Source organism: Leptolyngbya sp. AN02str (assembly GCF_050565595.1).
Classification (GTDB): domain Bacteria; phylum Cyanobacteriota; class Cyanobacteriia; order Elainellales; family Elainellaceae; genus Kaiparowitsia.
In genome coordinates this window covers 129,194-142,998 of the sequence record NZ_JBNXVR010000003.1, presented here as the reverse complement: position 1 = coordinate 142,998, position 13,805 = coordinate 129,194, and the positions used below count along the sequence as shown (strand labels likewise).

The 13,805-nt window shown below is 52.5% G+C and carries 13 protein-coding genes; 6 read left to right on the top strand and 7 right to left on the bottom strand.

Annotated elements, in window-relative coordinates; all coding sequences use genetic code 11:
* Position 1: 1 nt before the first annotated feature.
* Positions 2–649, bottom strand: coding sequence for a nicotinate (nicotinamide) nucleotide adenylyltransferase (gene nadD / locus ACQ4M4_RS03570; protein ID WP_430683088.1), 648 nt, complete (start codon positions 647–649; stop codon positions 2–4).
* A gap of 575 nt (positions 650–1,224) precedes the next feature.
* Here nadD and murC point away from each other — a divergent pair.
* The 3 genes from murC to ACQ4M4_RS03555 all read left to right on the top strand — a co-directional run bounded on the left by murC (position 1,225) and on the right by ACQ4M4_RS03555 (position 4,446).
* Complete coding sequence (gene murC / locus ACQ4M4_RS03565; RefSeq protein WP_430683087.1) at positions 1,225–2,763, top strand: UDP-N-acetylmuramate--L-alanine ligase; 1,539 nt, start codon at positions 1,225–1,227, stop codon at positions 2,761–2,763.
* Positions 2,764–2,996: 233 nt separating this feature from the next.
* A complete protein-coding gene (gene murB / locus ACQ4M4_RS03560) occupies positions 2,997–3,935 on the top strand; it encodes a UDP-N-acetylmuramate dehydrogenase (protein WP_430683086.1) in 939 nt (312 codons plus the stop codon).
* 157 nt (positions 3,936–4,092) lie between these two features.
* Positions 4,093–4,446, top strand: coding sequence for a YbaB/EbfC family nucleoid-associated protein (locus tag ACQ4M4_RS03555; RefSeq protein WP_430683085.1), 354 nt, complete (start codon positions 4,093–4,095; stop codon positions 4,444–4,446).
* A gap of 380 nt (positions 4,447–4,826) precedes the next feature.
* On the opposite strand, the gene ACQ4M4_RS03550 is transcribed toward ACQ4M4_RS03555, so the two are convergent.
* From ACQ4M4_RS03550 to ACQ4M4_RS03535, 4 genes are all read right to left on the bottom strand, one after another.
* Positions 4,827–5,093 carry a hypothetical protein gene (locus ACQ4M4_RS03550; protein WP_430683084.1) on the bottom strand — a complete coding sequence of 89 codons (267 nt, stop codon included), beginning with the start codon at positions 5,091–5,093 and terminating at the stop codon, positions 4,827–4,829.
* A gap of 361 nt (positions 5,094–5,454) precedes the next feature.
* Positions 5,455–6,543 carry a zinc-dependent alcohol dehydrogenase gene (locus ACQ4M4_RS03545; protein ID WP_430683083.1) on the bottom strand — a complete coding sequence of 363 codons (1,089 nt, stop codon included), beginning with the start codon at positions 6,541–6,543 and terminating at the stop codon, positions 5,455–5,457.
* Positions 6,544–6,704: 161 nt separating this feature from the next.
* Positions 6,705–6,842 (bottom strand): photosystem II reaction center protein K, encoded by a 138-nt coding sequence (locus ACQ4M4_RS03540; RefSeq protein ID WP_430683082.1) that lies wholly within the window; start codon positions 6,840–6,842, stop codon positions 6,705–6,707.
* A gap of 221 nt (positions 6,843–7,063) precedes the next feature.
* The gene (locus ACQ4M4_RS03535) at positions 7,064–7,234 is read right to left on the bottom strand and encodes a hypothetical protein (RefSeq protein ID WP_430683081.1); all 171 of its coding nucleotides are present in this window, start codon (positions 7,232–7,234) and stop codon (positions 7,064–7,066) included.
* Between the two features lie 32 nt (positions 7,235–7,266).
* Between ACQ4M4_RS03535 and malQ the strand changes: the two genes are divergently transcribed.
* Complete coding sequence (gene malQ, locus ACQ4M4_RS03530; protein WP_430683080.1) at positions 7,267–8,814, top strand: 4-alpha-glucanotransferase; 1,548 nt, start codon at positions 7,267–7,269, stop codon at positions 8,812–8,814.
* Positions 8,815–8,980: 166 nt separating this feature from the next.
* On the opposite strand, the gene tftA is transcribed toward malQ, so the two are convergent.
* On the bottom strand, positions 8,981–10,309 hold the full coding sequence (tftA, locus tag ACQ4M4_RS03525) for a hormogonium tapered terminus morphoprotein TftA (protein ID WP_430683079.1): 1,329 nt from the start codon (positions 10,307–10,309) through the stop codon (positions 8,981–8,983).
* A 487-nt stretch (positions 10,310–10,796) separates the two neighbouring features.
* On the opposite strand from tftA, the gene ACQ4M4_RS03520 reads away from it, so the two are divergent.
* Positions 10,797–12,200: a type IV pilus twitching motility protein PilT gene (locus tag ACQ4M4_RS03520; protein ID WP_430683078.1), complete on the top strand. Its 1,404-nt coding sequence runs from the start codon at positions 10,797–10,799 to the stop codon at positions 12,198–12,200.
* A gap of 8 nt (positions 12,201–12,208) precedes the next feature.
* Here the strand turns inward: ACQ4M4_RS03520 and ACQ4M4_RS03515 are convergent, their stop codons facing one another.
* Positions 12,209–12,367: a hypothetical protein gene (locus ACQ4M4_RS03515; RefSeq protein ID WP_430683077.1), complete on the bottom strand. Its 159-nt coding sequence runs from the start codon at positions 12,365–12,367 to the stop codon at positions 12,209–12,211.
* A gap of 428 nt (positions 12,368–12,795) precedes the next feature.
* Between ACQ4M4_RS03515 and ACQ4M4_RS03510 the strand changes: the two genes are divergently transcribed.
* Positions 12,796–13,587 carry a circadian clock KaiB family protein gene (locus ACQ4M4_RS03510; RefSeq protein WP_430683076.1) on the top strand — a complete coding sequence of 264 codons (792 nt, stop codon included), beginning with the start codon at positions 12,796–12,798 and terminating at the stop codon, positions 13,585–13,587.
* Positions 13,588–13,805: the final 218 nt, after the last annotated feature.

Sequence of the window (13,805 nt, the reverse complement as noted above, 5' to 3'; positions counted from 1 at the left end):
CTCAGCATTGAGGCTGGGCAGCAGCATACAGAGCATGGTCAGCAATGTACTGAACCACGGCATCGGGCACCAGCCCGCGAATGGATTGGCGATCGCGACAGAGCTGACGAATCTGACTCGACGAGACCTCGACTTGGGGCATCTCCAACCGCTGCCACCGTAGCGCAATCCCTTCCTGCTGCAGCTGCTGGGCAACCGTGCAAGCGATCGCGGCAACCCCCGCCGCCGCCGTTTGGCGTTGTCTGCGGGGCACCACCAGCCAAATGCATTGGGGAATCAGCCACTGGCGATCATGCCACCTCACCAGCGATTGAAACGCATCTAAGCCAATAATCCAGGCCCACTGTCGCTGAGGATATTGCTGTTGCAACGCGGCCAACGTATCGCTAGCGTAGGACGGCCCTGCGCGATCGCCATCAACCCGCGACACCGTGAACTGAGGGTAGGGCGCGATCGCCCGTTCCACCATGGCGTAGCGATGGTGGAACGGCAGCACCACCTCTCCACGGCGATGGGGGGGAACATCGTTTGGCACCCAAATCACCTGCTCAATGGCTCCCCAACCAAGGGCCGCTTCTGCCATGTGCAGATGTCCCACATGGGGAGGATTAAACGTGCCTCCCAAAATAGCGAGCGGTGCCTGGGCCATAGGTCATGATGCCAACAGCAAAAGATACGTTCTGTGGCCCTATTTGGGAGCCCACCAAACAGGGCTGGATGGAAACGAAATTCCGCAAATTGAGCAATTCTATGTGGAACGGATCAAGAATTTCGAAACAAAATCAGGCCCACCGAAATAACTATATTTTTATTCCTTATAAAAAATCTCAGAAATTTGCGGTGCAAATCGTGAAGCATTTTCTATACTGATGGCCAAATCCCTTGATCACCTCAGCTGTCAATTCATGAGTCGTTGTGCATCTTCTGCAAACAACCTGATGCAAACAATCTGAGCAAAGGATTTTAGAACCCTGAGGGAGAGTGCGATCGCAACGTCATCCATTCTCCACCTCAACAATACAGGAAGCATCCCTGATGTGCCGAAACGTAGGTTTTACCTAGCGGAATCGCTCTGTTTCTCAAACCATCATCGATTTAAAACATCAGCAACCGCACAAAATCTCCTGAATCGGCAAGTTTTTCAAGATATATATCGGGAATAGGTAATTCTTGCTATGATATCGCGTGATATTTGTGTGGTGTGGTGTACGAGGAGCAAGGACGTTGAATCCTGTTGATCTCAGTGGGAAACCATTTCATTTTATCGGCATTGGTGGCATCGGGATGTCAGCCTTGGCTTATGTTCTAGCGAAGCGTGAGCTTCCGGTCTCAGGTTCCGATATTTGCCTAAACGACATTACTCGACGGCTACAACAAAGCGGCGCACACATCTTTTGGAGTCAAGAAGCATCCAACCTTGACTTTTATCGCACCGGCAAACCGCTCCCAGATTCCGAATCTCGAACAAAGCCTCCCTCGCTATCCAGGGCAGCAACCGCAGCGGCCAATCCGCGCATTGCAGTGTCCACCGCCGATTTGACCTTTCTCCCTCAGGTCATCTGTTCCACCGCTATCAACCCAAACAACCCTGAATATCGCGCTGCACTCGATTTGGGGTGTCCTATCTTTCATCGGTCTGATTTGCTAGCGGCCCTCATACAGGAGTATCAGGGCATTGCCGTTGCAGGAACACACGGCAAAACCACCACCAGCAGTATGATTGGCTACATGCTCTACAAAGCAGGGCTTGATCCAACGATTGTGGTAGGTGGTGAGGTGAATGCTTGGGAGGGCAATGCTCGTGTTGGGCAGGGCGAATACTTGGTAGCCGAGGCCGATGAGTCGGATGGCTCTCTGGTCAAGCTAAAAGCCCAGATTGGTGTGGTCACTAACATTGAACTCGATCACCCCGATCACTACACCAGCTTAGAGCAGGTCATCGACACATTTACCGCTTTTGCCGGAAATTGCAAAGTTTTAGTGGGATGCATTGATAGCCCCGCTGTTCAAGAACGGTTGAATGTGACCATCACCTATAGCCTTCAGGCTGACCTAAAGGCCGATTACACCGCAGACCAAATCCTGCATCATGCAAGTGGAACCACCGCCCGCATTTGGGAACGTGGAGAGGTGCTGGGCCAGTTACACTTGGGTTTGTTGGGTCGCCACAACCTGAGTAATGCATTGGCGGCGATCGCCGTAGGGCGGCAGCTGGGTGTTCCATTTGAAACCATTGCAGGGGCATTGACTACATTTGAAGGCGCGCGACGTCGATTTGAGCGGCGCGGCGAATACAACCAAATCCTATTTGTGGATGATTACGCTCATCATCCTAGTGAATTGCAAGCCACGCTATCAGCAGCTCGCCTCAAAATTACGGCTCCATCCTCTCCTTATGAGCGGCTGGTGGCCGTCTTTCAGCCCCACCGCTACAGCCGTACACTGGCGTTTTTAGACGAGTTTGCCCAGTCCTTTGTCGATGCGGACTTAGCCATCACCACGGACATTTACAGTGCTGGCGAGCCCGATTTGGGCAAAGTGAGCGGTCGCCAGCTCTCGGAGGCGATCGCCCAGCATCACCCCCATGCCATTTACCAGCCCACGTTGGCTGACGTGTCATCCTACCTGTTGGAAACTTTGCAACCTGGCGATCTGGTGCTCTTTTTGGGTGCTGGCAACCTGAATCGCATCATCCCCGACCTGATGGCACACTACCAGGAACCTGATCCTGGCGATCGCGTTGCCTGTGCTGCTCCCGCTTAGCAAGATTTGGCTTCGCGCAGGCAACGCAGCATTAACATTGGCAGATCGCTTCCGTAGCGTTCTATTTCGGCGAACCTCTGATCTGCCCTGTTTCTGCCTTCCCCTATTGTTGCTTCAGGCATCAGGTTGCATCTCATTCCATCCCTAACTCGGTGCTTCAGGTCATGACACTCTCAAAAGATCCATCACTCGCCTGTGAAAACCTGGTTCGATCAACGCTTTCTGGTCGGAGTTTGCAACCTGTCCTCGGAGCAGAACCACCATCCATCCGCCTAGCGGATACAGGGCTGATCATTCGCCCACAAGTTTCGCTCACGCCTTATACGTCTTACCGCGTTGGTGGGCCGGCTGAATGGTTTGCCACCCCCCGCAACCAGCTTGAGCTTGAAGAAACCCTGGCCTGGGCCAACGATCAAGGTCTTCCCATTACCCTGTTGGGTGCAGGTTCCAATTTACTAGTGAGCGATCGCGGCCTACCCGGTCTAGTCCTATGCACTCGCTACTTTCGCCACAGCCAGTTTGACGCGGAAACCGGGCGCGTTACCGTTGCGGCGGGGGAACCGTTGCCAAAGTTGGCTTGGCAAGCCGCTGAGCGAGGTTGGCAGGGGTTAGAGTGGGCCGTTGGCATCCCCGGCACCGTTGGGGGAGCCGTCGTCATGAATGCAGGAGCCCATCAGTCTTGTACGGCAGACGTGTTGGTCAATGCACAAGTGCTAACCCCCGCAGGGCTGGCAGAAACATTGATGCTGAACGACCTCGAATACTCCTATCGCACGTCCAGTCTTCAGGGTAACGCAAACCGCTTTGTTGCCCAGGCCACCTTCCAGCTCCAGCCCGGAGCCGATCCCAACCTGGTTATTGCAAACACCCGTGCCCACAAAGAACATCGGCAAAAAACGCAGCCTTACAACCTTCCTAGCTGTGGCAGTGTTTTCCGCAATCCATCTCCCCGTACCGCAGGATGGCTGATTGAACAAACGGGATTGAAAGGGTATCAAATTGGTGGCGCTCAGGTGGCCCATCGACATGCCAACTTTATTTTGAATTGCGGCTCGGCAACCGCCAGCGACGTATTGCGGCTCATTCACCATGTCCAAGAGCAGGTTGAGCAACACTGGCAACTCTTGCTGCATCCTGAAGTGAAGGTAATTGGAGAGTTTCAGGGCGCTTGAGGCGATCGCCCGACTGGCTCAGTTGCCCATGAGTTGCTTCTCATTCGCAAATTGGCCGATTGCACGAACAGCGCGTTAAGGTGTTAAAAGTGTTAAGGTTTTAGCAATTGGGATATCTGCCCAAATGTATTGCAATTCAATCATCAAGTAGAGAGATATGACGCAAGGAAAAGGATTCGGCGGCTTTGGTCTTGGCAAAATGAAGGAGCTGGGCGAAGCCTTCAAAAAAGCTCAACAAGTTCAAGAAGGTGCCAAGCGACTTCAGGAAGAACTGGAGCAAATGGAAATTGAAGGGACGGCAGGTGGCGGTCTCGTCAAGGTGATTTTCAGCGGGAACCAGGAACCTCGGCGAGTCGAAATTTCTCCCGAGGTGCTAAGCGAGGGTGCAGAAGTTCTCTCTGACTTGGTGCTGGCTGCTTCTAAAGATGCCTACAACAAATCCACAGCTACCATGCGTGAGCGGATGGAAGAGCTCACGGGTGGTTTGGGGTTGAACCTGCCAGGAATGTAGGTTTCGCCGATTGCCTGTTACTCTGCGATCGCGGGTATTTTTTAGCCTGCTGATTCCTCAAGTCCAATGGGTTATGCCCAGTGCAGCCCGGTTGGGCTTTTTGCATGGGAATTATATTTTTGAGGAAATTTCAGCAAAACGTTCCTGCAAAAGGCGGAAGCCACGCTAGAGCCCAAGGTCAACATCGAAAGGCAATTGCCCTTAAGGGCATGCAATAAAGGGCACAACGTACGTTGTGCCCTTTATTGCGTACAAAACCTTCAGGGGATCAATCGTGGAAACTATAGCTGTCGCCAACTTAGTTGAGACGAGGACGTTTTTGAGGGATGGCGAAGCCATCCCTCAAAAACGTCATAATCAAACTGGTATCGCTATATTTACTAGTCAGAGAGATTGGAGCTAGAGTTTGAACCGACCGGAACTGGCTTAGGTGCAGCCAAAGCCAAAATGTGGTAGCACGATGGCGTTTCTTCGCCAAGAATGTCGTTGATGCGCTGACGAATTTGAATGTGCAAATCGCGAATCGAAGCGTTGAAGTCGTGCTGAATGCTCAGGACGGCCGTTTGCATTTGGTAGTTGTTGCCATAGTGAGCCACAAAATAGGTGTAGCGATTTGCGGCAGGCGCGTCCAAAACAAAATCTTTCATATCTATAAATCTCCCGTACTTGGAGGGTGGCCCTCTCAACCGAAATGGGCGTTTGTGGCGACTGTCTGCGTAGCGACGGTCTGTGTAGCGAAACTTGAGAGCTCTTATTGAGTTATACGCTTAGACTTCACGCTTTTACGCTCAAAATGATCAACCTTCACTGATTTTTCATTTAGAAAACACTGCTCAGCCTGGTGAGGCGAAAGAAACTTTTCATTGAGCGATCGCGTGCAATCAAGCGTGTAGCTAAGGCAGCAGTTCAATACTTACTTGGAGATTATGCAACAGCAGAGCTGCGGTTGCCTTCCTTCCACTAGATAATTTGTTCTACTCTTACCGGGTGATTCTACACCCTTAAAGCCTAGGGCTGCATGGAAACTTTTATCACCGTGCGATCGCGCATATCAGCTAGGGATCTTTCTAGGTCCTTTAAAGGACGAGTATCGCTAATGAGTAATGGAAATGGGATGGAGGACTGTTCAAGCATGGCCAAGGCTGCACGCACCCACTGTGGCGTATTATGAAACACGCCTTTTAGCGTTAGCTCACTGTAGTGCAGCCGATCGGTATTGACAGTAATCGTGGTGTCGCGAGGACAGCCTCCAAATAGGTTCACCGTCGCACCGGGCCGGGCACAGGCGATCGCCAGTTCCCACACGCTGGGTACGCCCGTCGCCTCAATCACGACATCCGCCCCCCATCCTTCGGTAAGCGATCGCACCAGCGCAGGCACATCTTCCACCTGGCGATACAGAAACGTCTTCGCTGCCCCAAAGGCCTCCCCCACCTGCAAGCGAGCCGGACTCCCACCCAACAAAAATACCTGGGGACAAGCACCCCCACTCCCAGTTCCTTGCAGCTCTCCCTTCACAGCATGGGGGGACATGAAGCCATATCCGGTCGTTAAAGCCGCCACAAACATCAGACCAATCGCGCCATCTCCCAACACAAGCACGCGATCGCCGGGTTTGACATTGGAGCGAGCGATCCCATGCAGCACACAGGCCAACGGTTCTGTCATCGCGGCCAGGCTATCGGGCATGCCGTGGGGAATGGATAACAGATTTTGTTGAACAATGGGCGCGGGCACTCGCAGGTATTGGGCAAACGTGCCATTGTTAAAACATAAGTTTGAACAGAGGGAGAACTCCTGTTTTTGGCAAAAGAAGCACTGGCCGCAGGGTGCAGAGTTGTTCGCCACGACGCGATCGCCCACCGTCCAACCCGTTACGCCCTCGCCAAGCGCCGCGATTTCTCCCGCCACCTCATGGCCAAACAGCGTCGGCAGCGTCAGCATTTTGGCATGGCCGCCCCGTCGCCACACCTTCAGGTCGGTGCCACACGTTGTTGCAGCGCGAACCCGCAGCACCACTTCACCTGTGGCGGGCGTTGGCGCAGGCACATCTTCAAGCCGTACATCTTCCTTGCCATACAGTAATGCCGCCTGCATCTGACCCTCCGCTTCGCCATACTAAAAACCGAGAGATCGCTCTTAAGTAAAGCAAAATCCCTCGGTGTAAATGCCTCTGGAGCCAAAACACCAGCGGCCAACAGATACAAAACATTCTTATGAAAGGTCGAATACCCTAAACCAAGCTTGCTGACAGCAGCTTACTTAAAGCCAACGGCAGCTTGCCATACAAACGCCAACAAGAAGAAGAACACGGGGATCACCGGCAGAACATCCACCAGGGGATCAAACACGGAATATGCCTCGGGCAGTTTAGCCAACAGTAGTGCCGCTTCCATCGACGCAAAACCTCTCCAACACAGATCTCATAATTGCCAGATATCTTAACATGGGCCGGGCGCACAAATTTGTTCTATCTCGAGTTTTGTATCGCCCAATCTCTACCCTAAAACGGCCCAAAACCTGACCTTTGGCATAGGAGGAAGCGTGTTAGAGTTCTTAGGAATTGAGTTGCCAATCCATAATTGTTTTCGCGGCAATTGTGCGGCAATTTTTGCGGCTATGTCTGGTTGTTTATAACTCGCGATCGCACCAGACTGAACAGATCGACCTCTCGGGATGAGCTGTACTGATAACCGCTACCGCCGCCACCCATCGGCATCGCTGCGACAGCATTTGTAACAGATTTGCGACCAATTGGCTGCGATCGACCTTCGCGATCGCGGTTCACAGCTTTTAGCGGTAGTGTTTCAGCGTCAGCCTATGCCTTTTCCTAGAACCAGCGGAATCCTTCTCCACCCCACCTCACTTCCCTCCCCCTATGGGATTGGGGAACTGGGGCCAGCAGCCCAGCAGTTTGTCGATTTTTTGTGTGAGAGTGGCCAACGCTACTGGCAGGTTTTGCCGCTGGGGCCAACGGGCTATGGCAACTCGCCCTACATGTGCTACAGCGCCATGGCTGGCAACCCGCTGCTCCTTAGCCTTGAGCTTTTGGTAAAACAGGGCTTGCTGCATCAAGAGGAAGTTGCCAGCCTGGGCCACTACCCAACAGATTGGGTGGATTACGACCGCGTTGCCCGTGAAAAGCTACCGCTCCTTACCAAAGCGGCTGCTCGCTTTCGTGAGCAAGCAACCCCCTCGCGGCAGCAATCGTTTGAGTCCTTTTGCGCAAGTCGTTCATTTTGGCTAGATGACTATGCCCTATTCATTGCACTAAAGGCGGCTCATGAGGGCAAGAGCTGGAACGAATGGGATGGGGCGATCGCCCGTCGAGAGCCACAAGCTATGGAACATTGGCGACAGCAGCTTGAGCCAGAAATCTTTTGCCAAAAGTTTCTGCAATACGAATTCTTTCAACAGTGGTCTGCTATTCGACAATATGCCAACAACTTGGGCATCGAAATCATTGGCGACATTCCCATCTACGTTGCCCACGACAGTTCAGATGTGTGGGCATTTCCAGAAATCTTCAATCTTGATCCTGAGACTGGCCTCCCCAAACTGATGGCAGGTGTACCGCCCGATTATTTTAGCGAAACAGGACAGCTCTGGGGAAACCCAACCTATCGCTGGGAGGCTCTGCAAGAAACTGACTTCCACTGGTGGATCGAGCGCTTCAAGGCCACGCTAGATTTTGTTGATATCGTGCGCATTGACCACTTCCGAGGCTTTTGCGCCTTTTGGGCAGTGCCCCAGGGGGAAACCACTGCGATCAACGGCCAATGGCTTAAAGCACCAGGGGTTGAATTCTTCAAAACGTTAAACGATCGCTTGGGTAGCTTGCCGGTCATGGCCGAAGATTTGGGCGTGATTACCCCCGATGTCGAAGCATTGCGCGACCAGTTCAACTTTCCTGGCATGAAAATTTTACAGTTTGCTTTTGGCGGTGGGCCGGGGAACCCATTTTTGCCATTCAACTACGAACGCAACTTTGTGGTGTATACGGGCACCCACGACAACGACACGACGGTTGGCTGGTTTAGCCAAATGCCTGATCACGAGCGCGAAGCCATGTCGCGCTATCTCGGCGGTTTTTCATCCGATGGGGTTCATTGGGATTTGATTCGGCTAGCGATGAGTTCGGTCGCCAATCAATCAATTTTGCCGCTGCAAGATGTGTTGGGTTTGGGAACAGACTGTCGAATGAATTTTCCTGGCAGGCCCGAAGGAAATTGGGGTTGGCGCTACCGAGCCGAGTATCTCAGCCAAGAATTGCGCGATCGCCTCCATTTCTTCACCTATCTCTATGGCCGCAACCCCCAACCCCGACGAGATCCCAACGCCGAATCAGACGAACCATCCAACCACTAAAAAAACGTGAGTGATGGATGAGCTGAAGTGCCCATATTGGCGTGCGAGTTGCATACGCAAATATGGGCTTTTCTGAGGTTAAACCTGAGATTAAAAAAGAACCCAAGCTCAACGACAAAAGAGCCCAGGTTCAATTAGATATTTGTCAGGATTTCGGTCAATTCGCTTACAGCAATCGCGAGAACTCGTAGAGTCGGCGTACGGTGGCTAGAATTTTGTCTCCATATTGTGGGTCAGCCGACCAGCGGCCACTCAGTTGACCAACAAGCGGCGCAATTCCTCGTGCCACAAACTGAAAGCGCGGGTCTACAAGTTCTTGAACTAACGGAGCCGTGCTGGCATAGGCTTTGAGGTGTTGAATTTGCGCCCGGACTCCAATACGGGCGCTTGGGAAGGCTGCGCCTGTGGGGCTACCCACCGCATCGCCCAGGCCGCCAAAGTTATTTTGCTCTGGGGTAACCAACCCACCAAACCGCAAGTAGTTGGTTTCAATGCACATTTGGCAAAAGGCTAGATCGTGGTTGACGCCTTCAATGGCAGCTTCTTCACGAAATAGCTTTGGTAAGTCTGGAAATTGGTTAAGCGCCGCCTCGTTATTACTCTTCAAAAACACGATTAGGTTAACGTCAGACGTGTTGCCAATTCCCATGATTCGGTCAATTTGACCAGGGCAAATGGTTGTATTGCGCAAAATGACCGTTCGGGTCGCTCCATCCCACCCTACGGAAATCGCATAGGGGCGCAAATCCACGGCTTTTACATACACCACATTGCGATACGTAATGCGCACCACATCCGACGATTGCGATAAGTCAATTCCTAGGCGATCGACCAAATCGATAGGGATATAGGCATTGCCATTGACGATAATGCCCTGTTCGTCATAGATACCGCCGTTAATGTTGATGTCGCATGTGGGATAAGCGGTTTCGGGAGAGACAGCGCGGCTCCAGGATGCCAGCCCATCGGCAATGCCAATGGCAACATCTCGACGGCGGTTTTGCAGAACGTTGCGATCGTCAGGGTTGGTCAGAAACCCAAGATTCATTTGCAACGAGGGGCAAACAATTTGGCGGCAAAAAGCTAGCATTCCCAAGCCGGAATCGGTATCGGGGCGCACCCCTCGGCTCGGTAGCTGTGGTGTGCGGCGCAGCAATGCCAGCAGCAACAGTTCGGCATGGGCACGACGCTGATCATTGTTGGGAATATGGAACACGGATGCGCCTCGCACCGTAGGGCTGCTAGAGCCATCAGCATGGATTTCGAGAGCAACATCACTCGCTACGGCGCGGGCGTTAATCCAGGTTATGGTTTGAGCAAGGTTGATGTCATCGGGAACAGATAGCACCTCAAACCCGCGCGATCGCAGTTCGGTCACAATTAAGTCCCGAGTCAGGATCATTTCTCTGGCTTCGGTGGTCCCAGCAACAACAATGCCTGGATCAAAGTTCGATCCACCACCGCCATGCCCTGCCGATACAAAAATTCGTCCCATACAGTTTCCCGCCAGGCCTCTCAAACAACAAACAAATTGATCTGACAAACTAATCTGTTAGATTAGCGAAAATAGATCCGATTGGTTCATCAAGTTCGGTTCACCTGGCCTTTTCGCTCAACTGATTATAATTTCTGCATTTTTGGGCATTCTGGTTGAGAGTTGGATCAAGCCTCACCTGCTGATATTTTCTTCCTTGGCGCAAACGTCCCCAGCAGCAGTCTTTCCCCGGCTCACGCTAACAGACTCATCACCTTTTCGCCAAAATCGTTATAACGATGGGAGGATCACCTTCACAGGCAGTTCCAGTTCCAGACAGTTCCAGTTCCAGACAGCCCCAAATCACTCAACAAGAGAGCCCAATCAATCCTGATTCATTGATTCATCAGGGCCATGAACTTTGTAACTTAGCTTCTTCCCCGCGATTCCCTTCCCTCTCGGTTGATTTCGATCTACCTTTCCTAAACTTTCCTGCGAGACGTGGCATATGACAGACGCACAACGCCCATTCAATCAGCCGCCAGCCGTTCCCCGTACACCGCCGCCACCGCCACCGGCTGGCCGTCCGGCTCCCAACAACGGCGACATTACCCAAATTGCTCAGCCATTGCCTACGCAGGGAATGCCAACCAGCACAACCCGGGTCAACACAGGGGCCGCAACCCGCGTAAATGCGCCCCCTCCAGGCATGCCCGCACCCGGCATGCCTGCCCCAGCGGGTATGCCCACACCGGGTACTAGACCTCCGGCCCCAGCAGCGCCTTCAGCAGCTCATCGTCCAGGAACGCCACCCCCTCAAGTTGGCGGGGTTCGCAGCAAAGCAGCTCCTGGCAGCCCGACTCTAGCTCAAATTGTGCAGGAAGCCTATGACAAGGGCTTCTCCGATATTCACCTGGGGGTAGGCGAAAAACCTCGTTATCGGAACCGAGGTGAAATCGACATTACCGACCATCCCGAAACCGATCGCGAAACATTCATGAGCTGGATGGAAGAGATTCTAACCGATGGTGAGATTCGGCACTTCCAGGACCATCTCGACTTTGATGGTGCGACCCAGTACGAGTTTGCCCGGGTGCGGATCAATATCTTTGATACACTGCGCGGCCCAGCCATGGTGATGCGACTCATTCCGTTGCGCATTCCCACTATGGAGCAGCTGAACCTGCCACCTGTGTTGAAAGATATGTGCCACTACCACAAGGGCCTGATTTTGGTGACGGGGCCAACAGGTTCCGGTAAGTCGACCACCATGGCAGCGATGATCGACTACATCAATAAGGAGATGCCGAAAAACATCATCACCATTGAAGATCCGATTGAATTTGTGCACACCAGCCAAAAGAGCCTGATCAAACAGCGTGAGGTTGGTATGCATACACTCAAGTTTGACAATGCCCTCAAGGCCTCGTTGCGGGAAGATCCTGACATTATTCTTGTGGGTGAAATGCGGGACCAAGAGACCGTAAACACAGCCCTGAAGGCAGCTCAAACCGGTCACTTGGTGATGGGGACCCTGCACACCAACAGCGCTGTAAAAACTATTGAGCGGATCCTTGGCTTGTATGAGCCCGATCAACAGGAACCCATGCGTTTGGCGATCGCAGAATCGCTTGTGGGTGTGGTGGCTCAGGGCTTGTGCCGAACAACCGATGGTAAGCGGGCTGCATTCCACGAAATCATGATTAACACCGATGCCATTCGCGACTATATTCGCCGAGGTGACTTGGATGAAGTGGAAGCGCTTGTTCCTCGATGTGAATTTGACGGAATGTGCACCATGAACCAGTCGCTGTACCGTCTATACGAAGCTGGCCGCATTACCGAAGAAACGGCCCTCGAAATGTCGCCCAAGCCAAACGAAATGGCACAGATCTTGCGGGGCCGCGTCTAGGCAAGGTTCTAAGCCAGCGAAGATTGCTGCTTTTTTCTGTAGAGAAACGATGATACTAAGCGATCGCCGGACAGGTTTCCGGCGATTTTCTTTTGCGGTGCCGGGAGTCGAGACATGATGGCGATCGCCCCATACCAGCTCATCTGCCAGTTCATCTGCCCAGCCATGAAGGAACTCGAGATAGGTTCAGTTCTGCATCGGTTATCTATGTAACACAACATGAATGTGTTACGCGAAGCATAGATTTTTGCACCATCCATGCAATATTTCGGCTACAGACTCAGCATCTCCTTCACAATAAAAGTAGCAACCTCCCAAGCTCTCCAAACGAAACGCTAGGTTTATCTCCAGCTGGAATAGAACTGCTCGATTAGAGCGCTGCCCCTGTCACCGTTTCATTGTCAGCGCCTACGCAATTGCGCTACATCAAGTCATCTATTCCATGGGTAACCAAAGTTCCCTCAATTCTTGTTGCTTCAAGGCTACGCCGAGTAGCTCACCCATTACCGTTATCAAACGCTCTATCAACCCTTGTTGCTTTCAGTAAAGCACCATCCCAAATCCTTAATTCTTGAAACATTGGGTTCTGTAGGCAATGAATGATAGCCCTATTGAGCCAGGTAAACCGACTCAATCTGATCTGTTTAAGGGAATCGCCCTGTTTACCCCAGGTGGGGATGTGGTGTACTGCATCGATCCTCATAAGCGCACGCGATGGCACCTGCAGCTTTGTGCCGTTCTGCAGGAAATGTTGAGGTTATCAGAACCACCGCATTTCCTGGTTCCTTGTTACACCGCAACGATCGATCGCTGGATCGACTCACAAACTCAGCAGTTGCGCACGTCAGCCGAAGCCCATCCTCTGGTGTTGTACCATCAAGCGTTGCTCAATGCCATGTTTGGCACGGGCGACTTGCAATGGCAGGCGATGCCAGCGCTGAGCGAAATTTGTGAACCTCTGATGCTCACCACTTATCGCAAACAGTTTCCCGAATTGTGGGAAAACCACGACTTGGTGATGCAATTTGAAACACTCGAGCCACAGTTTTCTTCACGCGCCAATGATGGCTCCAGTACGTTGGCATGGTCGCCCAATAGCACAACACGAGATGCCCAGGGCTATGTGCTGCGGCTGTATATATCGGGGAATAGCGGCATGACCGAAGAAGCCCTGAAACAGTTGCATGAACTGTTGGAACAGTCGCTGCGTCAGCCTTATACCCTCAAGGTGGTGGATATTCACAAAACACCTGAGGAGGCCGAGGCCGACCAAGTGACCGCGACCCCAACGCTAATTAAGGTGTATCCGCCTCCGGTGCGGCGATTGGTTGGAGATTTGGAAAGCCTGGGCAAAATGCTCAAGGTACTCTCCTATCCAGGAGTGTAGCGATCGCACATCCTGCGAGTATGGGCCTAAACACCCACCAGCAACGTGAGTTTGGATAAGCTGAAGTGCCCAGTTTTGCGTGCGCGGCGCCCACCCAAAACTGGGCTTTTGTGAGGGTTGCGCGCCGCGCAACCCTCACAAAAGCCCTTAACCGAAACTGACATGTCAGCACAGTTCTGCCGACCACATCCACATCATTTCCACGATTCGATAGCGAT